The sequence below is a fragment of the Chryseobacterium gilvum genome, assembly GCF_025628965.1.
GTDB classification, from domain to species: domain Bacteria; phylum Bacteroidota; class Bacteroidia; order Flavobacteriales; family Weeksellaceae; genus Chryseobacterium; species Chryseobacterium gilvum.
Window position 1 is genome coordinate 101,067 of the sequence record NZ_JAOTEN010000003.1, and the last position, 23,686, is coordinate 124,752.

24 protein-coding genes and 1 riboswitch are annotated in these 23,686 nt (G+C 36.1%); of the genes, 11 read left to right on the forward strand and 13 right to left on the reverse strand.

The features are described 5' to 3' along the window. Window positions 1-26: 26 nt before the first annotated feature. From N0B16_RS10665 to N0B16_RS10705, 9 genes are all read right to left on the reverse strand, one after another. Complete coding sequence (locus tag N0B16_RS10665) at window positions 27-1,787, reverse strand: AMP-dependent synthetase/ligase (RefSeq protein ID WP_262990919.1); 1,761 nt, start codon at window positions 1,785-1,787, stop codon at window positions 27-29. Next, window positions 1,787-2,803: an NAD-dependent epimerase/dehydratase family protein gene (locus N0B16_RS10670; RefSeq protein ID WP_262990920.1), complete on the reverse strand. Its 1,017-nt coding sequence runs from the start codon at window positions 2,801-2,803 to the stop codon at window positions 1,787-1,789. The genes N0B16_RS10665 and N0B16_RS10670 overlap by 1 nt, the downstream gene beginning before the upstream one ends. Before the next feature lie 3 nt (window positions 2,804-2,806). After that, entirely contained in the window at window positions 2,807-4,963 is a 2,157-nt protein-coding gene (locus tag N0B16_RS10675) for a peptidase domain-containing ABC transporter (protein WP_262990922.1), read from the reverse strand. A 9-nt stretch (window positions 4,964-4,972) separates the two neighbouring features. Further along, entirely contained in the window at window positions 4,973-5,980 is a 1,008-nt protein-coding gene (locus N0B16_RS10680) for an MvdC/MvdD family ATP grasp protein (protein ID WP_262990924.1), read from the reverse strand. Then, a complete protein-coding gene (locus tag N0B16_RS10685) occupies window positions 5,977-6,927 on the reverse strand; it encodes an MvdC/MvdD family ATP grasp protein (RefSeq protein WP_262990926.1) in 951 nt (316 codons plus the stop codon). Before N0B16_RS10685 ends, N0B16_RS10680 begins: the two co-directional genes overlap by 4 nt. An 83-nt stretch (window positions 6,928-7,010) precedes the next feature. Further along, entirely contained in the window at window positions 7,011-7,211 is a 201-nt protein-coding gene (locus tag N0B16_RS10690; RefSeq protein ID WP_262990927.1) for a microviridin/marinostatin family tricyclic proteinase inhibitor, read from the reverse strand. Between the two features lie 97 nt (window positions 7,212-7,308). Further along, on the reverse strand, window positions 7,309-8,094 hold the full coding sequence (locus tag N0B16_RS10695) for an alpha/beta fold hydrolase (RefSeq protein WP_262990928.1): 786 nt from the start codon (window positions 8,092-8,094) through the stop codon (window positions 7,309-7,311). Window positions 8,095-8,132: 38 nt separating this feature from the next. After that, on the reverse strand, window positions 8,133-8,852 hold the full coding sequence (locus N0B16_RS10700; RefSeq protein WP_262990929.1) for a pyridoxine 5'-phosphate synthase: 720 nt from the start codon (window positions 8,850-8,852) through the stop codon (window positions 8,133-8,135). Window positions 8,853-8,898: 46 nt separating this feature from the next. Then, window positions 8,899-10,164 carry a mechanosensitive ion channel family protein gene (locus N0B16_RS10705; protein WP_262990930.1) on the reverse strand — a complete coding sequence of 422 codons (1,266 nt, stop codon included), beginning with the start codon at window positions 10,162-10,164 and terminating at the stop codon, window positions 8,899-8,901. A 175-nt stretch (window positions 10,165-10,339) separates the two neighbouring features. Here N0B16_RS10705 and N0B16_RS10710 point away from each other — a divergent pair, with 175 nt between their 5' ends. From N0B16_RS10710 to N0B16_RS10720, 3 genes are all read left to right on the forward strand, one after another. Next, the gene (locus tag N0B16_RS10710) at window positions 10,340-11,518 is read left to right on the forward strand and encodes a carboxypeptidase-like regulatory domain-containing protein (RefSeq protein ID WP_262990931.1); all 1,179 of its coding nucleotides are present in this window, start codon (window positions 10,340-10,342) and stop codon (window positions 11,516-11,518) included. A gap of 82 nt (window positions 11,519-11,600) precedes the next feature. Then, window positions 11,601-12,092, forward strand: a complete 492-nt coding sequence (locus N0B16_RS10715) for a DUF456 domain-containing protein (protein ID WP_262990932.1) — start codon at window positions 11,601-11,603, stop codon at window positions 12,090-12,092. 5 nt (window positions 12,093-12,097) lie between these two features. Beyond that, on the forward strand, window positions 12,098-12,601 hold the full coding sequence (locus N0B16_RS10720; protein WP_262990933.1) for a hypothetical protein: 504 nt from the start codon (window positions 12,098-12,100) through the stop codon (window positions 12,599-12,601). Here N0B16_RS10720 and N0B16_RS10725 read toward each other — a convergent pair. Beyond that, window positions 12,588-13,229, reverse strand: coding sequence for a uracil-DNA glycosylase (locus tag N0B16_RS10725; protein WP_262990934.1), 642 nt, complete (start codon window positions 13,227-13,229; stop codon window positions 12,588-12,590). The two genes, N0B16_RS10720 and N0B16_RS10725, sit on opposite strands and share 14 nt — an antisense overlap. Window positions 13,230-13,322: 93 nt before the next feature. After that, window positions 13,323-13,832 (reverse strand): GNAT family N-acetyltransferase, encoded by a 510-nt coding sequence (locus N0B16_RS10730; protein WP_262990935.1) that lies wholly within the window; start codon window positions 13,830-13,832, stop codon window positions 13,323-13,325. A gap of 232 nt (window positions 13,833-14,064) precedes the next feature. Between N0B16_RS10730 and N0B16_RS10735 the strand changes: the two genes are divergently transcribed. The 8 genes from N0B16_RS10735 to N0B16_RS10770 all read left to right on the forward strand — a co-directional run bounded on the left by N0B16_RS10735 (window position 14,065) and on the right by N0B16_RS10770 (window position 22,674). Next, window positions 14,065-16,212, forward strand: a complete 2,148-nt coding sequence (locus N0B16_RS10735) for an endonuclease MutS2 (RefSeq protein WP_262990936.1) — start codon at window positions 14,065-14,067, stop codon at window positions 16,210-16,212. 95 nt (window positions 16,213-16,307) lie between these two features. After that, a complete protein-coding gene (locus N0B16_RS10740) occupies window positions 16,308-17,105 on the forward strand; it encodes an SGNH/GDSL hydrolase family protein (protein WP_262990937.1) in 798 nt (265 codons plus the stop codon). A gap of 52 nt (window positions 17,106-17,157) precedes the next feature. Further along, a riboswitch (cobalamin riboswitch) is annotated at window positions 17,158-17,319 on the forward strand. Window positions 17,320-17,428: 109 nt separating this feature from the next. Further along, window positions 17,429-17,812: an acyl-CoA thioesterase gene (locus tag N0B16_RS10745; protein ID WP_262990938.1), complete on the forward strand. Its 384-nt coding sequence runs from the start codon at window positions 17,429-17,431 to the stop codon at window positions 17,810-17,812. Between the two features lie 435 nt (window positions 17,813-18,247). Further along, window positions 18,248-18,577, forward strand: a complete 330-nt coding sequence (locus N0B16_RS10750; protein ID WP_262990939.1) for a PadR family transcriptional regulator — start codon at window positions 18,248-18,250, stop codon at window positions 18,575-18,577. Between the two features lie 10 nt (window positions 18,578-18,587). Then, window positions 18,588-20,306 carry a PspC domain-containing protein gene (locus N0B16_RS10755; RefSeq protein WP_262990940.1) on the forward strand — a complete coding sequence of 573 codons (1,719 nt, stop codon included), beginning with the start codon at window positions 18,588-18,590 and terminating at the stop codon, window positions 20,304-20,306. A 311-nt stretch (window positions 20,307-20,617) separates the two neighbouring features. Then, window positions 20,618-21,199, forward strand: coding sequence for a 1-acyl-sn-glycerol-3-phosphate acyltransferase (locus N0B16_RS10760; RefSeq protein WP_262990941.1), 582 nt, complete (start codon window positions 20,618-20,620; stop codon window positions 21,197-21,199). Between the two features lie 72 nt (window positions 21,200-21,271). Next, window positions 21,272-21,697 (forward strand): PaaI family thioesterase, encoded by a 426-nt coding sequence (locus N0B16_RS10765; protein WP_262990942.1) that lies wholly within the window; start codon window positions 21,272-21,274, stop codon window positions 21,695-21,697. Window positions 21,698-21,705: 8 nt separating this feature from the next. Continuing rightward, complete coding sequence (locus tag N0B16_RS10770) at window positions 21,706-22,674, forward strand: chorismate-binding protein (RefSeq protein ID WP_262990943.1); 969 nt, start codon at window positions 21,706-21,708, stop codon at window positions 22,672-22,674. A gap of 170 nt (window positions 22,675-22,844) precedes the next feature. Here the strand turns inward: N0B16_RS10770 and N0B16_RS10775 are convergent, their stop codons facing one another. Then, a complete protein-coding gene (locus tag N0B16_RS10775) occupies window positions 22,845-23,039 on the reverse strand; it encodes a hypothetical protein (protein ID WP_262990944.1) in 195 nt (64 codons plus the stop codon). Between the two features lie 3 nt (window positions 23,040-23,042). Further along, window positions 23,043-23,645, reverse strand: a complete 603-nt coding sequence (locus N0B16_RS10780; RefSeq protein ID WP_262990945.1) for a MarC family protein — start codon at window positions 23,643-23,645, stop codon at window positions 23,043-23,045. Window positions 23,646-23,686 lie beyond the last annotated feature (41 nt).

The window sequence follows — 23,686 nt, forward strand, 5'->3', positions numbered from 1 at the left end:
AAATTTTAGTTTAAATGAAAATTACTCTAATACATTTTCTCAATAAGATCTGCATATTTTTTAAGCACCACATTTCGTTTTACTTTCAGCGTTGGCGTAATTTCTCCGCTGCTGATTTCAAATTCTGAAGGCATCAACGTGAATTTTTTTACTTTTTCATAATCTGAAAGCTCATGCTGCAATTCTTTTACCTTTTCTTTATAGAAATCAACAATTTCTTTTTTCTGAACGATTTCTTCCCAATTTGTAAATGCAATAATGTTTTTCTTAAGATAGTCTTTTAAAAATTCAAAATTCGGGACTATTAAGGCAGAGACAAACTGTTTTCCTTCTGCAATTAAAACAATCTGCTGTATAAAATTGTTGTTGGTCAGGAGATTTTCGATCTGTTGCGGGGCAATGTATTTTCCGTTGGATGTTTTCATCAGATCCTTGATTCGGTCTGTGATAAATAAGTTTCCATTTTCATCGAATCTTCCTGCATCACCTGTTTTGAACCAGCCATCGTCGGTAAAAACCTTTTCTGTTTCTTCCGGCTTCTGGTAATACCCTTTCATAATTCCTTTTCCTTTAGCCAGAATTTCATCATTTTCACCGATTTTCATTTCTATGCCCGATAAAGGTTTTCCGCAGCTTCCGTGTACAAAATGAGTCAGCGGAAAAGCAGTTAGTGTAGCGGTCGTTTCCGTCAAACCATAGCCTACCGTAATGTGAAGACCCATTGCTTCAAACAGCTCGGTAACTTCAGATGAAATAGAAGCGCCTCCGCAAGGCATAAACCATAATCTTGCGCCGAGCTTTTGTTTTACTTTATTGAAAACCAATGTATTAGCAAGCGCATATTTCAGCATCAATCCGATAGGAACCGGCTGTTCTTTTCTTCTCAGTTCTGCGGTCTGCTTTCCGGTCTGTATTGCCCAGTCGAATATTTTTCTCTTAAATGATGAACTTTCTTCTGCTTTTTCCAGGACTCCTGCGTAAACTTTCTGAAAAAATCTCGGAACTGCACACATCATGGTGGGTTTTACTTCTTCTAAAGCTTTGGCAATATCTTTAGGATCTTCGAGAAAATAAACCCTTGCTCCGCCGTAAAGACACAAGAGGCTCCAGCTTCTTTCGAAAACATGAGTGAGCGGCAGAAAAGCCAATGACAGCTCATCCTGAAAATTTTTAAACTTAAAAAATTCAAAGTGGGCATCAAAAGCACTGATGAAATTTCCGTGTGTTAACATCACGCCTTTCGGAGTTCCTGTCGTACCCGAAGTATAAATAAGTGTTGCAATATCGTCATCTTCTTTTTTGCAGATTTCAAATTCGGGAGAAGATTTGGCGATGAAGTCTTCGAGATAAAAAGTATGTTCCTTTTTTACCCAGACTGCTTTTTTGGAAACCACGACGGTCTGAAGGGTATTTTCTTTTTGTACAATCTCAAAACAGGCATCGTATTGCGCCTGATTTCCTACGAGAATTACTTTTGACCGGGAATCATTAATGATATATTCTGCCTGATCTGCATTATTGGTAGAATAAATAGGTACCGTAACTGCTCCTACTGACATCGCGGCCAGATCAAAGATCATCCATTCTGCAGAGTTGTCTGCATAGATTGCTACTTTATCATCCTTTTCCACACCTGCATTTCTGAGTGCATTGGCGGTTTTGAAAACCATATCACTCAGTCTTTTCCAGCTCAGCTCTTTCCAGCCTTCTTTTTTTCTGAATCCGATGGATGATTTAAAAGGATGTTTTTCTGCATTTTTCGTGATAATAGCCTCTGCAAGATTCATTATATTTTCTTCCGCTTTTTGTCGTTAATATAGTTATTGAGATGAAAGTCTATACTTTCTTGTACCGGTATAAACTGATACTTTAACACCTCTTTTATTCTCTGATTTGAAATTGTATTAAGCGCCTTTACTGCATCAATATTAGACTTTGTAGCCATTCTGATGGGCGGGATAAGCCATCCAAAGAATATATTCAGCCATCTTCCCAGATTTAATAAAGAGTCTGAAAGGATTTTTGCCTCCTTCAAACCCAGCTTTTCTCTGACATAGTTTGCCAGATCAGCATATTTTTTATTCTCGGAAATAATAATAAACCGTTCTCCGAAGATATTCTTTTCCATAAGCTGTATCGCAATCTTAGCGACATCTCTTACATCGACGTAGCTTGTACCGCCGGAAAAAGTAAAACGGTTATTTTCAAAAGTCGGAAACAGCTCGCCGCTGCTTTTCCCCCAGTTTCCGCTTCCGACGATCATTCCCGGATTAATAATGACAGTATTAAGCCCTTCTGCAGAAGCCCGCCAAACTTCCATTTCGCCAAGATGTTTTGAAATTGAATACGCAGAATGCTCATCTTTAGGATTAAAGTCGGAACTCTCATCCAGTTCGCCATTTTCATTATATAGATCTAAAACTGCGATTGAACTGACATGGAGAAATTTTTTCACACTTGAATTTTCACAGGCAAATAAGAGATTTTCTGTGCCTTTTACATTAGTCTGGTACATCTCCTTATTATCTTTAGGATTAAAACCCACTTTTGCAGCGCAATGATACACTTCTGAAACTCCATTTAATGCATTTTGCAGAGCATTGATATCCTCAAAATCTACATTTACCCATTCAATCTGACTGAAAAATTCTTCCGGCGTATCGGTAAAATACTGATAGGAATGTTTTACTTCATCCAAATTACTCGTAGGTCTTTTTGCAGCACGCACAGTTTCCCCTTTTTTCAAAAGTTCCAAAGCGACTATTCTGCCTAAAATTCCTGTTGCACCTGTTACAAAAACCATGAATTATATTCCTACCTGATTATTGACTAAATTATAATAATATTTTTTACGGCTCATCAATTCTGCGTGACTTCCGTTTTCTACAAATTCTCCATTGTGAAGCACCAAAATCTGATCTGCATTTCTGATCGTACTAAGACGATGTGCAATGATAATCACGGTTCGTCTTTCAAAAAATTCAGAAAGATTCTCCATGATTTCTTTTTCATTTTGGGAATCAAGCGCGCTTGTTGCTTCGTCCAACAGAAAAACATTCGGATTTTTATAGACCGAGCGTGCAATTAAAACCCTTTGTTTCTGCCCTGTGCTTAGACTGATTCCGTCATTTCCTACCACTGTTTCCAGACCTTGTGGATATTGGCTTACAAATTTCTGCAAATTTGCAACTTTTACGGCATAAGTCAAGAGATTTTCGTCAACATTATCGCTTTTCAGGGTAATATTTTTCTTTATAGAATCTGAAAAAATAAAACCTTCCTGCATGACGGTTCCTGTGGTGTTTCGCCAGCTGGTCAATGGGATATCGGAGAGTTTTCTGACACCGGACCTGATCATCCCCTGATCCGGCTCATAAAATCTGAGAAGCAGTTTAAAAAGCGTTGTTTTCCCGCTTCCGCTTTCCCCTACAATAGCGGTCACCTTTCCTTTAGGTATTTTAGCATTTAAATTTTTTAAAATCTGAAAATCACCGAATCCGAAACTGACATTTTCTATCAGAATATCTTCATTGGAAAGTAATTTTTCATCGGACGGTGTATGATCTTCAATAGGTTTTGTATGAACTTCGGCAATTCTTTCCAGACTCAGTTTGGCGTCCTGAGAAATCTGAATAAAATACAGGAGCTGATCAAAAGGGGAATTCATCTGTCCTACGATGAAACTGATGGCCAACATCATTCCTAAAGTGAGACTGCCGTCAATCACGGCATACGCAGAGAAGCCCGTAATGAGAATATTTTTCAGCTGTGAAATAAACCCTGAACCAATCATTTGATACTGTGACAGTTTCAGTGCTTTTTTATTCCGGTCAAAAAGCTCGTTCTGAAGATGCTCCCACTTTGATTTCTGGAAATTTTCTGACTGATTGATCTTGATTTCTGCCATTCCCAGAACCATTTCGTTGAGAATATTCTGATTTTTGCTGTTCAGGATAAATTCTTGCTGATCTAAAATTTTTCTTTTATTCAGGAAAATAAAAATCCATGCTACTGAAATGATGCTGAACGAGAAAAACAACAATAAAATAATCAGATTATACGTTCCTAATACAGTTGAAAAAACAATCATATTAATAAAAGAAAACAATATGGAAAGTGTGTTGGTAGAAAGAAACGAGCTGATTCTCTGATGATCTAAAATACGTTGCTGAATATCCCCTATTCTTTTGGATTCAAAATAAGAAACCGGAAGCATAATGAGTTTTTCAATAAAATCGCTGATCAGCTTTATGTTGACTTTGGTATTGATTTTCAGCATGATCCAGCTTCGGATAAGATCCATCAAACTGTTTCCTAAAAATAAGACAATCTGTGCCGTAATGATCATCATCACGAGATTCTTGTCTTTAAATTTAATCGCTTTATCTACCAGATTCTGCGTAAGAAAAGGAAAAACTAAAGTAATTACACTGGTAATCAACAAGGTAAAAAGCAGCAAAATCAAAGATTTTCTGTACGGTTTTATGTATTTAAATAAAAAATTAAATCCGTTGACAGGATGCTCTTCTTTCTGGCTAAAAAACGTTTCAGACGTTTCAAAAAGCATTGCTTTTCCCAAACCGTTTTCCTGAAGCCAGCTTTTTTTGAATTCTTCGTCGCTTACTTCTAATTTTCCGTATTCAGGATCTGCAATAATGATTTTATCTGATTCTTTTTTAGGGACCAATACCACGAAGTGCTCTTTTTTCCAATGCAGGATGCAGGGTTTTGGCGCTTCTGAAATTAATTTTTCAAAACTAATTTCTACAGCAAGCGTTTCCAGTCCTAAAGTTTCTGAAGCGGAAATCAAATCATGAAAACTTACTCCGGTTCTGGATTGAAATGTAAGAAGTCTTAAATATTCCGAAGAAAAGTTTTTACCGAAATATTTTGTAATTATCCTGAGACAGGTCGGTCCGCAATCCATAGAATCGAGCTGTCTGTAATAGGTAATTTTCGCCACGTTTTACAATTATATTAATACTCCATTGTTTCTTCTCGGTGCTTTATCGCACAATACATCGGCAATACTTTTTGAAATTATATTGTTGTCGGTAAGATTATCCAGCCAGAAAAATTCTCCCGCCGCGTTGATTTCAATAAAATAATAATCATTTTCTAAAGATACAATGATATCTATGGCGCCGTAATCTACATGATAAACATCCAGAAGCTGTCTTAGTTTTCCTTCAACCTCAGCAGGAAGTTCTGTCTGAACCCATTTTTGCAATAAATTAACCCCGTCTTTTCGCCAGTCTACTTTAGATTCTTCAGATTGTTGGGAATCGATCTCGAAGGTAAAAATATCCTGACCTACGACGGTTACACGAAGTTCTTTTTTCTTCTCGATTTTTTTTTGAAACTGCATCGGACAATACAGCAGATTGTCGAGCTGATCAATATTATCTTCTTCTATTACATTCGTAAACACTACATTTTCCACTCCATCCTCATAAATCGCAAAGCCGGTCTGCATTTTTGCAACAACGCTTTTATGCTTCAGAATAAATTGTTTCGCTGCCTCAGGATTGTTTGTAATACAGGTTTCAGGAACGGTAAGCCCCAATTTATGCGCTATTTTCAACTGCTCTTCTTTGCTGTCCAACCTTCTGTACACACTCGGTTTTCCTAAAGAATAGCAATCTAAAGACTCTAAAAAACCAAAGAGCGTATTTCTGATTTCGCCCATTGCGGCACCAAAAAACTTGGGTTCAAGCTCCTCTTTCAATCCGCTGCCGATATTGTATGCTCTTCTGTACCAGACTGCTGCAACATCATCTATTCTGATTTTTCCTTCTTCATTTTCAAGGAAGCTCATCCATTTCCCATCCTGAAAGATGGTGGAGAGTTTATTGGTAAGCGGGTAAAGGTCTACATCAAAACGGACGACTTCAAAACCGTTTTTAATGATATATTCCGTTACTTTATCAATTGAGAAATTATCTTCTGTGTGGGTGATGATTACTATTTTTTGGGTCATATGTTTATTTTTTTTAAAAGATAGTCGGCGATTTTTTCAGCGATCGGAAAATGGAGCTCTTTTTGCAGCATTCCCCATTCTCCCTGCGGATTGACTTCCAGAAAATGATAATTCCCGTCTTTTCCTTTGATCATATCGATAGCGCCGAAAATGAGCTTCATTTCCTGCATCATATTGGTAAGTTGGCGTTCGATATCTTCCGGAAGCCGATCAACAGACCAAAAATAATCATCCTGAACCAGACGCCAATCTGTATTTTGATGATTATTGATTTTTCCCGTGAAAAATTCTCCGTCGATATATACGATCCTCAATTCATATTCTTTTTCAATATAAGGCTGAAAAATCATTGGACAATAGGCAATATCCGAAAGATTTTCCAAAGTGTGTTCGTCAATAATGGTAGTGGAAATCATATTTTCCCCATCCATATTTTTTGAAATAACACCATGAAGTTTTGCAATCGCTTTTCCATTACATTTTTCTTTAATAAATGTGAGAATTTCATCTTCATCATTTGAAAATAATGTTGCAGGAATTTTGAGCCCGTTTCTTTCAGCTAATTTTAACTGATGCATTTTATTCCCGTCTATTTTCTTTTCGTTTTCATAAGGATTGATCCATGGAAGATGTTCTAAAATCGTATACAGATTATATTTTAAGCTTTCATATTCACTAATGAAAATTTTCAAATATGCGGTATCCAACTCTTCAGGAACATTAACAGACCACGATTTTCTGTGCCAAACTGCAGTAATTTCTGCGGAGCTGACTGAAACTCCGGACTGATCTGTAATGGTAAAAGAATTTTGACTAAGGCTTATTTTCTGTTGATGATTGAGCTGATCTGAATTCAATCTGAAATAAGGAATATTTTTAGAAGAGAGATATTCAAAAAACAGATCAACCGTATAAAAATCCTGGGAATGGGTAATGCAGAGAATCATTTGGAAGCTATTAAAAAAGGAAACTTAGAAATTAAGTTTCCTTTCAATATAAATTTGTTAAAATGTTTATTAATTTACAACATTTAAACTCCTACACCTTCATCACCGTCAGAAGGGTATTTCATCGTCTGAGCGGTATCGTAAATAGGTTTTGTAACGCCGTCACCCAGTGGTGTCGTTGCTGCAGAAACTGTACTGCTTCCTCCTTTTACGTTCTTCGTTTCTTTAATCTGATTTTCTAAAAATGCAGCAAAGAAAGGTTTTTTTGAATTTTTCTTTTCCATAATATAATTTGTTTGATGATTTGATAAATCTAAATTACATAAAAATAGATCACAAAATCATTAAAACATAATTATTAAGAAAATTTTAACATTTCAATTAATAATTATCCAGCCCTAAAAATTCTTTAACCACCTTGCTGAACTCCACGGGATTATCTGCCTGAACCCAATGCGCCGCATTTTTAATTTTTACAATTTTCGCTTTTGGGAATTGCTGTTTAATTGAGTATTCGTCCTGCGGTAAGATATAGTTGGATTTCTCGCCTGAAATGAATAATGTTTCGCCTTCGAAAACTCCAAATTTGATGGCATTTGATACAAATTCGCTGTATTTTTCGGATAACGTTTTTAAATTAAATCTCCAGTTCAGTTTTTTATCATCGGTCCAGTACAAATTCTTCGCAAGAAACTGAATGGTTGATTTTTCAGGAATATACTGGCTTAAAATAGCTTCTACCTCATTTCTTGAATTCACCGTATCGAAATCAACGGTTTCCAACGCTTTGATAATTCCCTGGTGATGCGGCGGATACGCTTTTGGGGAAATATCTACCACCATAAGATGATCCACCTTTTCAGGAAAATTCATTGCAAACTGCATCACCGCTTTACCTCCCAGAGAATGGCCTAAAACATGCGCTTTTTTAATCCCGTAATGATCCATATAACGGGAAATATCATCCGCCAAATCATCGTGAGACATGTGCTCTGAGTGAAAACTTCTCCCGTGATTTCTCAGATCGATTAAATGCACCGGTAAAAACTCTCCCAAATCTTTCCCGAAACTGCCCCAATTGTCAAGCATCCCGAAAAGCCCGTGAAATACAAGAAGCGGAGTTGACGAAAGATTTTCGCCAAATATTTTTGAATTTAAAATTTCCATTTTTTAGATTGTAAATTGAGGTTAATTACAGTTTACTGTTACCATTTAGCCAGTCTTTTCAAATAAGCCTGAACCGTGTTTTCCATCCCCATATATAGTGCTTCCGAAACCAGAGCATGCCCGATGGAAACTTCGAGAAGATTCGGAATATTATCAGCAAAATATTTTAAATTGTCTAAGCTCAAATCGTGTCCCGCATTAATTCCCAATCCAAAATCAGCCGCTTTTACCGCCGTTTCATAATAAGGTTTTATCGCCTGTTCTTTATTTACAAAATAATGTTTTGCATAGGCTTCCGTATACAATTCTATTCTTTCGGCACCGGTTTTAGCGGCGTATTCTACCAGTTCCGGAGTCGGGTCCAGGAAAATTGAAGTCCTGATTCCCGCATTTTTAAATTCGGAAATAATTTCTTTCAGAAAATCAAGATGTTTTCTCGTATCCCAACCCGCATTGGACGTAATGGCGTCATCTGCATCGGGAACCAAAGTAACCTGATCCGGTTTTACTTCCAAGACCATATCAATAAACGAACGGTGCGGATTTCCTTCAATATTAAATTCTGTCGTGACCAAAGGTTTCAGATCGTACACATCTTTCCTGGTAATATGCCTTTCATCGGGTCTTGGATGAATGGTGATCCCGTGAGCGCCAAATTCCTGAATTTTAACTGCCGCTTCCGTCACACTGGGTGTTTCACCACCTCTTGCATTTCTGATTGTAGCAATTTTATTGATATTTACACTTAGTTTAGTCATTTTTTAATCTTAAAAGTTCGATTGAATTCATTCTAACGCTCACTGATTACACTTTTACGCTGACCTGCATAATCTGCAGATCAAATTCTTGGGAGGCCACCAATAAATGATCAAAAATATCTGCCTGAATCTGCTCAAAATGTTCCCATTTCGAATCATTCGCAAAGCAATAGATTTCCAGCGGCAGACCTTGCGGAGTAATTTCCAGCTGGCGTACCATTACGGGACTTTCTTTATCAATATCTGCATTATGCTCAAGGTATTTCTGGGCATAATATCTGAAGACTCCAATATTGGTAAGCTGTCTGCCGTTAATGATTTTATTTTTATGTTCTATTTTTTCTTTTTCTTTTACAATTTCGGCAATTTTCTCTTCCAGATAACCGGTGATCAGATTAATATCTTTTAAACGTTCAATTTCTTCATCATATAAGAATTTGAAGGAGTTGATGTTAAAAAAAATAGATTTTTTGATTCTCCGGGTGTTGGATTCTGACATTACCTGAAGATTTTTGATTTCCGTGGTGAGTAAATCATACGTGGGAATTGAGGAAACGGTTTTATCAAAATTGACAATTTTTGTCGTCAGAAGACTGATATCTAAAATATTCCCTTCAATGCTGTATTTAGGAATCCCGATCCAGTCTCCTACCTTGAGGCTTTTGGAAGTAGCCACATGAATCCCGGTCACAAAACCTAAGATGGTATCTCTGAATACCAAAACCAAAACTGCTGTAATTGCTCCCAAACTACCGACAATAGTCGTTCCTTTAATCCCGAAAATGACACAGATGCTTACAATCGTAAACAGGAATATCCCTAAAATTTTCACCGTTTCAGAGATCGCATTAATGGCCATGATTTTATAATAATCCTGCTTTATGGTGAAATAATTCCGAAAAGCGGTCAAGGCTCTGTACAACATTCCGGCAAGAATAAGAACCAGCCCTAAATTGACACACCGGATGATAAATAACGTGGTCATCTTTAAAGCGCCAACAAAAATTGAATCATGAATCCCGCCAATGACAAGTAAAGCCGCGAAATGACCTAAAGAATTGGTAATTTTTGAACTTCTTATCGAATTTATTACCGGATATTTTTCTTTATTCCGGAAAATCCTAAAACTGTAATTGATGATAATTTTAAAGAAAGAATCGAAGACAAAAAAAATGGCGATAAGTAAACCAATTTTTACGATAATATGAAATACCCAGTCAAGACCCAAAGGGGAAATTTTGGATATATACATATAGAGCTGCTCGCTCATTTCCTGAAAAAAACTTTTGGTGTCCTGTATTTCGTCTTTCATTACGACAAAATTACAAAATATAAAATTTCAAATCTAAGAATTATTAAATTTAAGCAATTCCGCATGAAAAGGATATAATTAAGAAAATTTGAAAATAAAAATCAATTTTTAATACATTATTGATAATTATTTTTTATATTTGATACATACTAACCATTTAAATAAATGATAAACTATGAAAAAAAGCTATCTTTTTATTGTGATGCTCCTGTTTGCTTTTTTAGTAAGCTGTACCGGAGAAGAAACTTTTACTCAGCCTGAAACATCGGTTGCAGCTTTACAGACCGGGAAACTTTCCGGGAAGGTAATGTCTCAGAACGGAAATAAGCCGATTGGCGGTGCTTCGGTCTTTACTTTTGATGATCAATACAAAATTTACTACACGACTTCAGATGCTTCCGGAAACTTTATTTTGGATGCACCGGTAGGAAACCAAACTATCTATATTCAGACCGGAAACGGAAGTAATTTCCGTACAGAAGTTACCGCAACGGTGAAAAATAATGAAACAGTAAATCTAGATGCTTCTCAAACCAAACTTACACAGGTGGCAAAAATAGCCTATGTAAAAGGCTCTTATGATAAGATCGAAGATATCATCCAGACGTTAGGATATACCGCTACAGAAATTACCAATGCCGATCTGGCCAATATGAATACATTAGCGCAGTATGATATTGTATTTTTAAACTGCGGTTCCAGAAAATATTCTCAGTATGCTTCATTATATCCGCTTATCGAAACCAATTTGGGTATTTTTGTAGCCAACGGAGGAAGTATTTATGCTTCAGACTGGGATGTTTCTTATTTAGTAGGAGGTAACGACAATACCAACAACTGTTCTCTAGCCGGCGGATTTATTCCGGATACTAAATTATGTTCTAAAAACACCGGAAGCTCAGGAATGGTTCCCGGAACCATCAACAGCCCGGCTTTGGCAACTGCATTAGGATTTAATACACTGAATATTGATTATGATCTAGGAGCTTGGCAAAAAATCATTAATTATGACCCTGCTTATTGGGAAGTTTTGGTAAAAGAAACCTCAAGCAATGACGCGCTTATGCTGAGAACCAATCATTTTACGAGTACCAACGTTCCAAACACGCCAATCGGTAATGCTCCGACTTCACAGTTTGTAACGATGTGTGTAACGCTTCCAAGCAATGTGCAGATCACCATTACCGTTCCACAAGCAGCAGTTCCGTTCTTAGTGGCATTGGGTGCAACAGTAGGCCCTTGTTCAGGAGCCTCAAACAGTGGATATATTTATTATACAACGTTCCACAACCATGCAACAGGAAACATCGGAAATGCTGGTTCTATTCTACAATATGTAATTTTGAATCTTTAATCAATAAAAAATTTAAAACTTACAAAGTGGCTTTATTAAAGTCACTTTTTTTATTCATAAATTTGAGTTGAAAAATTATTCTATGGACATTACACTCATTAATATCATCTGTATCATTCTTTTGATTTTAGGAATTCTGGGAACATTCTTACCCGTTTTACCGGGACTTGTGCTGAGTCTGGCCGGATTATTAATTTATAAATTCGGGACAGACGCAGATTTATCCATACTTTACATTTGGGTATTTGTCATTCTCACAGTTGCCTCTGTTGTGCTGAGCTATGTCATACCTGCAAAGACCAACCAGAAATATGGCGGCACACGTTGGGGAAGCATAGGATCTGTGATCGGAACTATTGTGGGGATTTTTCTGCCTATTCCGCTGGGTTTTTTAATCGGAATGTTTGCCGGAGTTTTCATCGGTGAATTATTACACGACAGCAAAGACATGAATAAAGCACTGCGATCTACTAAAGGCGCTTTTATCGGGTTTCTTTATGGGACGGGCTTTAGTCTGGTTGTAGGTGTGGCAATGTTTTTGGTAGTAGTATTAGATATGATTAATTTTATTTAGAAAATATGTTTTACAAAACCATCATCCTCGGATTAGGAATTCTGACATTAGCCAACTGCAATGCCCAGAAAAAAAATAAAAATACCTCGAAAACTGAAACTTCGACAGTGCAGAGTCCTGAAAAAACGCCTATGAAAGAAGAAAATATTATCTACCTGAATGAAGGTGAAAGAATGCTGTTTAAGGAATACGAGATGAATATTGGATTTAAAAACATTTCTGAAGACAGCCGATGCCCAAAAGGAACAACCTGTGTTTGGGAAGGTGTTGCGATTGCAAATGTTGAAATTATTGGATATTCTTCACGACCGATGATCGTAAAATTGGCAACCACTGAAAATGCGGCAAGAAATTATCATAGGTCTGTAGATTTCAACGGAGGGACGATTTCGCTGGTAGAAGTTACGCCTTATCCTACGGCTCAAAATAACTCAAAATCACTTGCAGGAAAATACAGAATAGGAATTAAAGTTTCCAAAACAGAAGAAAAGAATTCTACCACTCGATAGGCTTTTTTCCTTTTGAGATCAGATATTCATTAATTTTTGAAAAAGGTTTGCTTCCGAAAAACCCTCTGTGAACGGAAAATGGTGACGGATGTGCCGATTTTAAAATAAAATGTTTAGCCGGATTAATCAGTTCGGCTTTTTTTTGTGCAAAAGCACCCCACAAAACGAAAACTACATTTTCTTTTTTGTCTGAGATTTCTTTAATAATAAAATCGGTGAATTTTTCCCAGCCCAAATCTTTGTGAGAATTAGGTGAGTGCGCACGAACCGTTAAAGTGGCATTCAGTAATAGCACACCTTGTTTCCCCCAATCATCTAATTCTTTTGAAGTTCGTTCTATGCCGATATCGTTTTTAAGCTCGATAAAAATATTTTTGAGTGAAGGCGGAGCAGTAACTTTTTCGGAAACAGAAAAACACAGTCCGTTTGCCTGAAAATCGTTATGATAGGGATCCTGACCTAAAATAACCACCTCAACATCATCAAACGGCGTAATTTCCAAGGCTCTGAAAATCTGGTTTCTTGGCGGGAAAACTTTAGTGGCTGCGTATTCCTGTTTTACTTTTTCCCAAAGTTGGGTAAAATACGGAGTGTTTTTTATGGGAGCTAAAATGTCTGTCCAGGTCATAAGGTGCGATTTGAAATTGTTATTGTATAAGTTTCAATCTTAAATATTGATCTTTTCCAAATGGGATATAAAATAATGCCAAAAAAAGAAAAATTATACGTTTTTATTTATACTGAAAACTATATTTTCCGGAAAACCATCATCTTCCACCCCTTCCTGCAAAGCAAAATCATGCTTTAAAAGAAGACTTTTCGAGTTTTCATTAAACTTATTGGTGATTGCTACAATCTCCTGTAAATGTAAATCATTAAACCCAAAATGTAAAATAGCTTCCAAAGCTTCCGACATGATTCCTTTCCGGTGAAATTCAGGTAATAATTCATACCCGACTTCAGCTTGTTTCCGGTCTTCAGAAAAATTCCAGAGACAGATGGTTCCGATAAGATGTTGTTGATTTTTATACGTGATTCCCCAATACAGAGATTCATTATTTTGAATTCTCTTTTTAATGGTTAAAATAAAATCCAGCGCATCGTAGTTGGTTTTTGGAGGGATTCTTTTTATATACTGGTTGATGATTTCATTACTCCTGATTTTTAGAATATCCTCAACATGGCTTTCATCAATTTCCTTTAAAATCAGTCGGTCTGTTTCTATTTTCATATTTCAAATGTACTAAAAAACGTATTTGAAGTAAAATTAATTTACAATTGAACCATTAAGGAGAATTAAGAAGTTAAGATTATTAAGAAAAATCAAATAGAGTTTTAAACAGAAAAAGAAAATCGAAGCTTCACTCATATTCTTAATTTCTTAATAAAATCTTAATGGTAAAATTTAGATACATTTTCAAATTTCCAAATTAACTCATTTTCAAATTAATTATCTTTGCATTGTGTATATAAATAAAGAAGATTTAAACGAATTAGAGTTTCCGCAATTGCTCGCGGAAATTGCTCCATTTGCCTATTCTCCGAAAACGAGAGAAAAAATCCTTCAGCTTCGTCCGATGAACATTGATGAGGCAGAACTTTCTCTGAAAAAAACCTCAGAATATCTATCGAGTTTTGAAAGTTCAAACGCGATTCCGTTTGATGAATATGAAGATATTGAAAGCGAACTTAAAGTAATGCTGATTGAGAATTACCGTCTCGAAAACAGCGCTTTCATCAAAATAAAAACCATTACCGAACAGATCGGAAAACTCCAGAAGTTTTTCCCGACCATGTCTGAAACGTTTCCGAATCTCCTTCAGGAAGCCTCCGTTCTGGAATTCAAAAAAGAAATCATTGATAAAGTAGATAAGGTTTTCAACCGTTTTGGTGAAGTAAAAAGTGAGGCTTCACCGGCTTTAAAGATATTAAGAACGGAAATTCAGCATGCTAAAAAAGCCATCCAGGAAAATTTTAACCGCGCGTTATTCAATTACGGACAAAGCGATTTTCTCGATGACATCCGTGAAAGCATCGTGGAAGACCAGAGAGTTTTAGCGGTAAAATCAGGCAGTAAAAAAAGAGTTCCGGGACGGGTTTTGGGAATGTCAAAGACAGGTTCCATCACCTACATTCAGCCCGACAGTGTCGTAAAACATTATTTCAAACTTAAGGAAAATGAAGAAGAAGAGAAAAAAGAAATTGATAAAATCTTAAGACAGCTTACGGCTGAACTGGCTGTGTTTCAACCGCAGCTTTGGAGATATCAGGTTTATATTTTTGACCTTGACCTTACAAGAGCAAAAGCCAAATTTTCTGAATCGATAAACGGCGTTTTACCTAAAATCAACCGCCATAAGACATTAAGGCTGAAAGATGCGTATCATCCTTTATTATGGCTGAGAAATAAAGCTGAGAAAAAGACCATTTTCCCTCAAAGTCTTACGCTTACAGATCACAATAGAATCATCTGCATTTCCGGGCCGAATGCGGGAGGAAAATCGATTACCTTAAAAACAGTCGGGTTGCTTCAGCTGATGATTCAGAGCGGGATTTTAGTTCCTGTGCATCCGAAATCCGAAATGTTTTTCTTTGATAAAATCATGACTGATATTGGAGATAATCAGTCTATCGAGAATCATCTTTCTACCTATTCATCAAGGCTGAAAAAAATGGGCGGCATCATTCGTGAATCTGATCCGAATACCCTTTTGCTTATTGATGAGTTCGGAACAGGATCTGATCCGGAATTGGGCGGTGCTTTGGCGGAGAGTTTTCTAGAATTTTTCTACGATAAGAAGAGTTTTGCGATTATCACAACCCATTACACCAACATCAAACTCGTGATAGAACAACTCCCAAACGCTGAAAACGCCGCCATGCTGTTTGATGAAGAAACCCTGGAACCCATGTACAAACTGGAAGTGGGACAAGCCGGAAGCTCATTCACCTTTGAAGTGGCAGAAAAGAATAAAATCCCGAGATTTATCATTCATTCTGCGAAGAAAAAAGTAGAACATGATATTGTAAATCTTGATAAAACAATTGTAAAGCTTCAGCAGGAAAAATTTGAGGTTGAAAAACTAAAAACCGACCTTGCCGAAAGAAAAGAATCGGTAGAAGACAAAAGGGATAATTTGCAGAAACTGAATGAGCAACTACAGCAAAAATTATTCAATTTCCAGAAATTATATGAGGATGAGCATCGCAAGCTGCAGTTCGGAAACAAGATAGAATCATTTATTGACGGATATATCAAAGGAAGATCCAGAAAAGACGTGGTGAAAGATTTCGTGAAAATCCTGGAACAGGAAAAATTCAGGAAAATAGGCGCGGATAAAGATGAAACCAAACGTCTTCAGGTGGTCAAAAGAAAAATTACCCAACAGCTGAAGAAAGAAGATATTATTGAAAAAATATCCGAAACCAATGATAAAATAGAAGAGAAACGCAAAACCGACCGCGCCGTCTGGATGAAAATCGGACAACGGGTACGGATTATCGGAAGCACGAGTGTCGGAACCATTGACAGCATTTCTAAAAATAAGGTAACCGTGAATTACGGAGCTTTTAAAACTTCGATTGATGCGGATCAGCTGGAGAGAATTTAATAGTCATATTTATATAAGATTTAACAGAATTGAAAAAATTTAATTACCTTCCAAAAAACATTTAATTTATATCTTTGAGCATAAATATTTTATTCATGACTTTCATTCACAAAGCAATTTGTTTATCCGTTTTCAGTATTTTTTCTTTTATAATGGTTCAAGGGCAGAATAAAGTTCCTTTCGGTGTTGTAAAAGCAGAAGAAGGCTATGCGATGGTGCGTGTACATAAAGATGATTACCGAAAAATCGTTGACAAGATCCGGATGAAAAGAGGAGATGTTTTTGTATATGTAAAGCCTGCTCCCGGAGAAACCGAATGGATCTGGATCAAATATCCTGAAAAACCGGAAATTGAAAAACCATTTGTACGATATGACAACCTTACCAAGGAAGGTATGGTCAATAAAGACCGTGTCGCTTTTATTGATCAGCTGCCGCAGTATACTCCTTCTAAATCTAAAAACGGGAAATCTTTAATTTTTACAGACAACACCAATTCCAAAATTCCGACGGCGCAGAGATCTAAAGTAATTATTGATATTTATCCTTCCAATGCGGGTTTTCGTAAGCAGGTAAAAGATACAGAAGGCAATATTATTTCTATAGATAAGGTTAAACCTTGGGGAATTGATAAAGAGTTGCCGCAAGGAATGACCGAAATCAAATCAATCCGCGTACAGCAACCCGGAAGAGGCTCTGTATTTGTGAGAGAAGCCATTAAAAATATGTTTCAGCCCACAATGGATTTCGAAAACATCGGTGTTACTTCTATTGATGATGACCATATATTTTTATACATGATCAACGGTTCAGGCCAGAACCGATATACGACACTTTGGACCATTAAAGAAGGAAAAGTAATCAGCCAGATTATTTATAAAAATCCTGAATAATGGTCATTTTTTATTCTTATTATTCTTAATTTTGCTTACGAATAGGGTGAAAACTTATTCATCAGAAACCGGTTCTGCATCACTGCAGATGAAAAGGGGAATTCGTGTGAAATTCATGAGCTGTCGCGCAACTGTAAGCCGCTGAAATCTTTATTAAGTATTTTTTAATAAAGAAGCTGCAAGCCAGAAAACCTGCCTTTTTCTTAAGACAAAAACTTTCGCGATCTGAAGTTTATTGATCTGATGGTTTTTTCAGGAATTATTATTCCTGTGATTTTCTGTTGGCTCCCTATATTTCAGATTCGCATTAACTATAATGAAATATGACTACAGAAAAAAGAATTGCAAACTCTGAAACCCGGATTTTTAAAGCCGTTTTTCCCAATACGACTAACCATTACGACACTCTTTTCGGCGGTACCGCGATGCAGCTCATGGATGAAGCGGCTTTTATCACCGCAACACGCTTTGCCAGAAAAAGGGTGGTAACCGTAAGCAGCGATAAAATTGATTTTAAAAAACCAATTCCTGCCGGAACTATCGTTGAACTCATCGGAAAAGTGACACATGTTGGGAAAACCAGCATGAAAGTAAATGTTGAAATCTATACCGAACAAATGTATTCTTATGAAAGAGAAAGGGCGATTGTAGGTGATTTTACTTTTGTAGCGATTGACGAAATGAAAAAGCCTGTTAAAATATTGTGAGCCTTTTGATTTGATTGCGGCGGGCTTTGCCCGCCGCAATCAAATCAAAAGATATTTTTTTAACGGGTTTCGGCGGGCTTTGCCCGCCGAAACCCGTTCTATACAGAACACTATTAATATCACCTATTTTCCGGGTAATCATCTCTTTCTTATTTCAAAATTACTCTTAGTTTGAGTCAGAATTTTCTTTCTTATTAGCTGAAAATGTTTCAAAATCAACTGTCAAATGTCTCTTTTAAGTCATAAATTTATTTTTTATTAAAATTATATAACTGATTATCAATGATTTAATTATATTTATAAAATAATTTCACTACTTTGTATTGCATATTACCATTTTAATTACATATCTTTGTAATGTAGAATCGGAAGAAGTTCAGCTAGCTAGGAACGACAACGATTTTCAAATAACTATTTAACAAAAACTTATTAAAGATGAATACCGAAAATACCAAAGCGCAAATGCGAAAAGGAATTCTGGAATTCTGTATTTTAAGTCTCATCAATTACCGCGAAATGTATGTTTCTGATCTTATTGATGAACTGAAAAAAGGAAAACTGGACGTCGTGGAAGGAACCCTCTATCCTCTTTTAACCAGACTCAAAAACGGAGAATTTCTTTCTTACCGATGGGAAGAATCTACAGGAGGACCCCCAAGAAAATATTATCAGATTACAGAAAAAGGCAAAACTTTTTTACATGAACTGCAAAATACCTGGAAAGAACTGACAGAATCTGTCAACCAAATCACTCAAAAAATTTAAAAACAAAGCTATGAACAAGACACTCTCAATAGGACTCGCAGGTTTTTCTTTTACCATAGAAGAACATGCATATATAAAGCTCAGCGATTATCTGAATGCTCTTCGCAGCTCGTTAGATGCCGCAGAAGCAGATGAGGTAATGCACGACATAGAAATCAGAATGGTCGAAATATTCCGAGATTCTTTAGGAAAACGTGAAGTAATCAATGATATCGATGTAGAAAGAGTCATTGCACAGATCGGTTCTCCTGAAAAAATCGAAGAACAGGAAGAAGCTTATTATTCTGAAAAGAACAGTAAAAAAACCTACAGTTCAGGAACCGAATATACCGATAAAAAACAGTTGTTCCGTGATCCTGAAAGACAAAAAATCGCAGGGGTCTGTGCAGGATTGGCTCATTATGTAGGGATGGATATTACAGCGATGAGAGCCATCTGGTTAGGAATTTTTGTTTTAGGAATTTTTACGGCCGCTATTTCTTCTACTTTGATCGGGCTGCTTTATATCATTCTGTGGGTAGTTTTGCCAAAAGCAGAAACAGCAGCAGATTTTTTGAAAATGAAAGGGAAACCTATGAACTTTGACAATCTGAAAAGTGAGTCTAACAAACTTGTTCAGTTTGCCAATGAATCTACACAGCGTGTCGGGGAAATCTATATTGAAAGCAAACCCTATATCAACAATGCAGGAAGCGGAATCTGGAATGTAATCCGTTATATTTTAGGAGGAATTTTTGCACTGATGGCCTTCGCAAGTCTTATGGGATCATTTGTAGCATTCGGTTTTATGGGAAACAATGATTTTCCGCCAATCAATGAGATGAATTATCTTTTCGATGACGGAAATATGAAGTATATCTTAATGGCCATGATCATTATCGGAAGTTTAATTCCTGCAATTATTTTTGCTTTATTGAGTATTAAACTGATCTCCCCTAAAACAAAACTCAGAAATATCGGATGGGTAATCGGAGCATTGGTATTGGTTTTAATAGGTCTGAGTACCTATTTTGGAATCAACATGGCAAAAAAAGATATGTTCTTGAAAGGTCATAAGGAAGATACCGAAGAAATTGCGATTCCTACTACTTCAGACAGTATTTATGTAGATATAAAACAGGTTGTGATACCTCAGAACTTTACAGGCTATGAAGATGATCTTTATTCTGACAAAATAAACGTATTCGAAAAAGACTGGATTCACGTAGACGTTACCAGAAAACCGGATGTAAAAAGCCCTTACTTAATCATTAAAAAAGAGGCGAAAGGATACAATATTCCACTTAATGTAAGCATTCCGGTAGAAGTTGTAAATAATAAAGTGATCCTTCCGAATTATATTAAATTCCCTTATGAACACCGTTTCAGAGATTACAGTGTAGATTATGAACTTGTTATTCCTCAAAATGCGGTAGTTATCTCTTTGAATAAGGACGGAATTAATTTTGACGGCGATACAGACGGAAACGGAATTAATGATAACGATGAAGATAACGGTGATGACGAAAACGGTAATATCACTATCGAAAAAAACAAAGTCTCCATTAACGGATCTACCATTGAATATAAAGAAAACGACAGAGACAGTGTAATTATCAACGGCAAAAAATATCCTAAAAATGAAGCTAAAAAGATAATGGATTCCATGAAGGTAGATTTTGAAAAGATAAAAGATGTTGACATTAAAATAAAAGACGGTAAAAAAGAATTTTCTATTAAAACCAAATAATTAACTTTAGAGAGTGGCAGAAGGTGTGGATGAATAGCAACTGTTTGAAATTCACACTCTTCTTCTCTCAAAATTGAAAAAAAGATAAACATTTCATCTTGTCATACAAAAAATATTGTTTATCTTCGTAAAAACTTTAACACATCATCAAACGCAAAAAAAAATTAACACCATGATACAACTTGTTTTAGAAATCGTAGTAAAAGTTGCAGATTTAATCAGCAGTTTATTTTAAGAGCCATAATATTTCAATATATTTGTAGAGTATAACCAAGGTTGGTTATACTTTTTTTTGGTATAAATTATAATCTATGAGAAAACTTCTGAGCAAATTGATATTAAAAATTCTGGGTTGGAAGGTAGTTCTTCAGGGCGATGTCAATGTGCTGAACAGATGCATCCTCGTTGTGGCACCTCATACGCACAATATGGAGTATTTATTGGGGAACCTTGCGTATTGGTCACTCAAAAAGCCGTTAAAAATTATCATTAAAGATGCTCATACCAAAGCGTGGTACGGATTTTTAGTAAGAGGTTTAGGAGGAATAGGCATTGACAGAAGCCAAAAAAACGATCTGGTAAATTTTGTGGCCGATGAATTTAAAAAAGATAATTTTAGTCTTGTGATTACCCCGGAAGGAACAAGAAGCTGGGTTCCGAAATGGAGAAAAGGTTTCTATCACATGGCTCTTGCCGCAAAAGTACCCATCGTTTTGGCAGCGGGAGATTTTAAGAGAAAAACCATGTATTTGGCTTACACCATTCCTTATGAAAGAATCGCATCGGTTTCGTATGCTGAACTTATGGATGAAATTCAGGAGTATTATATCAAAAATGACATTGTTCCGAAAATTCCCGCCAACTGGAATCCCAATATTAACGGAAACGACTAATGAAATGTAATTAGTAATTAGTAATTAGTAAAATTAATTCTCCATCATTTATCATTTATTAGACCACTTATAATGAAAGGAACCAAAGGCGAAATACTCGATTTTCTCAATAACTGGGGAAAAGACACCATGGCAAAAACCATAGAGATAAAATTTACAGATGTAGATCTTGATAAAGAAACCCTGACTGCAACAATGCCTGTTCAGCCAAAAGTACATCAGCCGTTCGGAATTTTACATGGGGGCGCAAGCTGCGTTTTAGCAGAAACTTTAGGATCATGCCTCTCTAATATTTTCATTGACGGTGATCTCTATTATGGGGTCGGAACCAATATCAACTCTAATCATCTTCGCAGCAAAAAAGCGGGAATGGTAACAGGAACTGCCCGTTTTATCCGCAAAGGTAAAACAATGCATGTCTCAGAAATTGAAATACGCGATGAAAAAGGGGAGCTGATCAATCATACAACAATGACCAATAATATTCTTAAAAAATAAATTATTTGATGATTTATTTCAAATTTCCTTTTGATGAAAAACTGTATTCTACAGACAGGAATAATCAAACTCAAATGATCAGTTTTCAATCATTTAATCAGCCTGAGACCGTAGAATTTGCCGGAAACATCATAGAAATTGATTCTTTGTCGAATGAAGCGTTAAACACTGATTTATTGTCAAAGAGTAATGCAGATTTTGTTGCGGAAACAAAAGATGAATATACCCGAAAACTTCAGGAAATTATTGAGATTATTCAGCAAAACAAGCTTCCGAAAGTGGTCATTTCAAGAAGAAAAATCGTACAATTAGATCATGAAATCCATTTGAAAGAAAGTTTTCAAAACCTTTGTAATTCTTATCCGAATGCTTTCAGATATATTTTTATAAAAGATGGAAACGCATGGATGGGCGCTTTCTCAGAAGTTTTAGGAAAATTCAACAAAATCACGCATCAATTTGAAACCATGAGTCTTGCCGGAACGCTTCCCGTTTCAGAAGCCTGGTCGGGAAAAGAAATAGAAGAGCAAAAACCCGTATCTTCTTATATCAGAAATATTTTACAAAAATATTCCGGTCAAAATCAATTAAAAGAATCTGAAACATACGATCATATTTCAGGAAATATCAAACATCTGCGAACTGATTTTAAGGTTAAAATAAATCCCGAAAATGTAGACCAGATTATTCATGAGCTTCATCCTACTCCCGCTGTTTGTGGCATCCCGAAAGAATTTTGCAAAGAAATTATTGAAAAATACGAGAAATTCCCAAGAGAATTGTACGCCGGATTTATCAAAATAGAAACTGATGACTTTATACAGTATTTTGTGAATTTGCGCTGTGCAAAATTATATCACAATTCTGTGCATCTCTTTGCCGGTGGTGGAATTACGGCCCAAAGCAATCCTGAAAAAGAATGGACTGAAACCGAACTTAAAGCCGGAGCAGTACTCAATAATTTGAGCTTTATCTAAGTCTGAGATTAACTATTGCTACAATAATAAAATATCATCAATCCTTATTTGTATAAAAACAAAGCCCTTTCAGGGTTGGAACCCTGGAAGGGTTAGTTCAGAAAGATCAAAATAACATAAAAAAAAATCCTCTTCGGTTGAAAGAGGATTTTATAAACTATTGTAAAAGATTATTTTTTAACACCGATCTTGCTCCAGGTATTTAAAACTAAAAGCAAAATAACCCCCAATGCAGCTGCAGCAATGGAGAAGACAAACTTAAGGTTATCTTCTGATAATATTTCAGAATTCCAGTCCAGCGCGTACAGATTGATCGCGATAAACACAATAAATACTACTAAAAATACTTTATAAAACTTTTGCATGACTTAAAAATTAATATATGCCTGCACCAACTGTGCAAAATTTGCGGTAAATAATTTAATTGAAATTGCTAGAAGAATGATCCCGAAAACTTTCTGAAGAATTGACAACGTCGCATCACCCATTTTATTTTCAAGCCACGGTGCAGATTTCAGCACCAAATATACGAAAATTGTATTGAGCACGATTCCTAAAATGATATTGATATCATGAAATTCTGCCCGCAGAGAAAGCGTAGTCGTAAGAGTTCCCGCACCGGCAACCAGCGGAAAAGCAATGGGCACAATAGATGCAGCCTTAGCCTCGGTAGTTTTATTGATTTCAATTCCTAAAATCATTTCCAGCGCAATGATAAAAATCACCACCGCACCTGCAATCGCAAATGAATTAATGTCTACGCCGATAAATTTTAACAGTTTGTTCCCCACAAAAAGAAAGACGATCATAATTAATCCCGCCGTAATAGATGCTCTTTTTGCCTCGATCTGACCGAATTTCTGTTTTAAGCTTACAATAATAGGTATAGACCCGATAATATCGATTACTGCAAACAAAACCATAAAACATGTGATTACTTCTTTAAAAGAAAAATCCTGAAAAACCTCCATTCTCTTATAATTAATAATTTCGCAAAATTATGAATTAAAAA

Bases quoted from the DNA above. Each gene is read 5' to 3' on its own strand.
- N0B16_RS10665 (WP_262990919.1), bottom strand. From the start codon at position 1,787: ATGAATCTTGCAGAGGCTATTATCACGAAAAATGCAGAAAAACATCCT.
- N0B16_RS10670 (WP_262990920.1), bottom strand. From the start codon at position 2,803: ATGGTTTTTGTAACAGGTGCAACAGGAATTTTAGGCAGAATAGTCGCT.
- N0B16_RS10680 (WP_262990924.1), bottom strand. From the start codon at position 5,980: ATGACCCAAAAAATAGTAATCATCACCCACACAGAAGATAATTTCTCA.
- N0B16_RS10685 (WP_262990926.1), bottom strand. From the start codon at position 6,927: ATGATTCTCTGCATTACCCATTCCCAGGATTTTTATACGGTTGATCTG.
- N0B16_RS10690 (WP_262990927.1), bottom strand. From the start codon at position 7,211: ATGGAAAAGAAAAATTCAAAAAAACCTTTCTTTGCTGCATTTTTAGAA.
- N0B16_RS10695 (WP_262990928.1), bottom strand. From the start codon at position 8,094: ATGGAAATTTTAAATTCAAAAATATTTGGCGAAAATCTTTCGTCAACT.
- N0B16_RS10700 (WP_262990929.1), bottom strand. From the start codon at position 8,852: ATGACTAAACTAAGTGTAAATATCAATAAAATTGCTACAATCAGAAAT.
- N0B16_RS10705 (WP_262990930.1), bottom strand. From the start codon at position 10,164: ATGAAAGACGAAATACAGGACACCAAAAGTTTTTTTCAGGAAATGAGC.
- N0B16_RS10710 (WP_262990931.1), top strand. From the start codon at position 10,340: ATGAAAAAAAGCTATCTTTTTATTGTGATGCTCCTGTTTGCTTTTTTA.
- N0B16_RS10715 (WP_262990932.1), top strand. From the start codon at position 11,601: ATGGACATTACACTCATTAATATCATCTGTATCATTCTTTTGATTTTA.
- N0B16_RS10720 (WP_262990933.1), top strand. From the start codon at position 12,098: ATGTTTTACAAAACCATCATCCTCGGATTAGGAATTCTGACATTAGCC.
- N0B16_RS10725 (WP_262990934.1), bottom strand. From the start codon at position 13,229: ATGACCTGGACAGACATTTTAGCTCCCATAAAAAACACTCCGTATTTT.
- N0B16_RS10730 (WP_262990935.1), bottom strand. From the start codon at position 13,832: ATGAAAATAGAAACAGACCGACTGATTTTAAAGGAAATTGATGAAAGC.
- N0B16_RS10740 (WP_262990937.1), top strand. From the start codon at position 16,308: ATGACTTTCATTCACAAAGCAATTTGTTTATCCGTTTTCAGTATTTTT.
- N0B16_RS10745 (WP_262990938.1), top strand. From the start codon at position 17,429: ATGACTACAGAAAAAAGAATTGCAAACTCTGAAACCCGGATTTTTAAA.
- N0B16_RS10750 (WP_262990939.1), top strand. From the start codon at position 18,248: ATGAATACCGAAAATACCAAAGCGCAAATGCGAAAAGGAATTCTGGAA.
- N0B16_RS10755 (WP_262990940.1), top strand. From the start codon at position 18,588: ATGAACAAGACACTCTCAATAGGACTCGCAGGTTTTTCTTTTACCATA.
- N0B16_RS10760 (WP_262990941.1), top strand. From the start codon at position 20,618: ATGAGAAAACTTCTGAGCAAATTGATATTAAAAATTCTGGGTTGGAAG.
- N0B16_RS10765 (WP_262990942.1), top strand. From the start codon at position 21,272: ATGAAAGGAACCAAAGGCGAAATACTCGATTTTCTCAATAACTGGGGA.
- N0B16_RS10770 (WP_262990943.1), top strand. From the start codon at position 21,706: ATGATTTATTTCAAATTTCCTTTTGATGAAAAACTGTATTCTACAGAC.
- N0B16_RS10775 (WP_262990944.1), bottom strand. From the start codon at position 23,039: ATGCAAAAGTTTTATAAAGTATTTTTAGTAGTATTTATTGTGTTTATC.
- N0B16_RS10780 (WP_262990945.1), bottom strand. From the start codon at position 23,645: ATGGAGGTTTTTCAGGATTTTTCTTTTAAAGAAGTAATCACATGTTTT.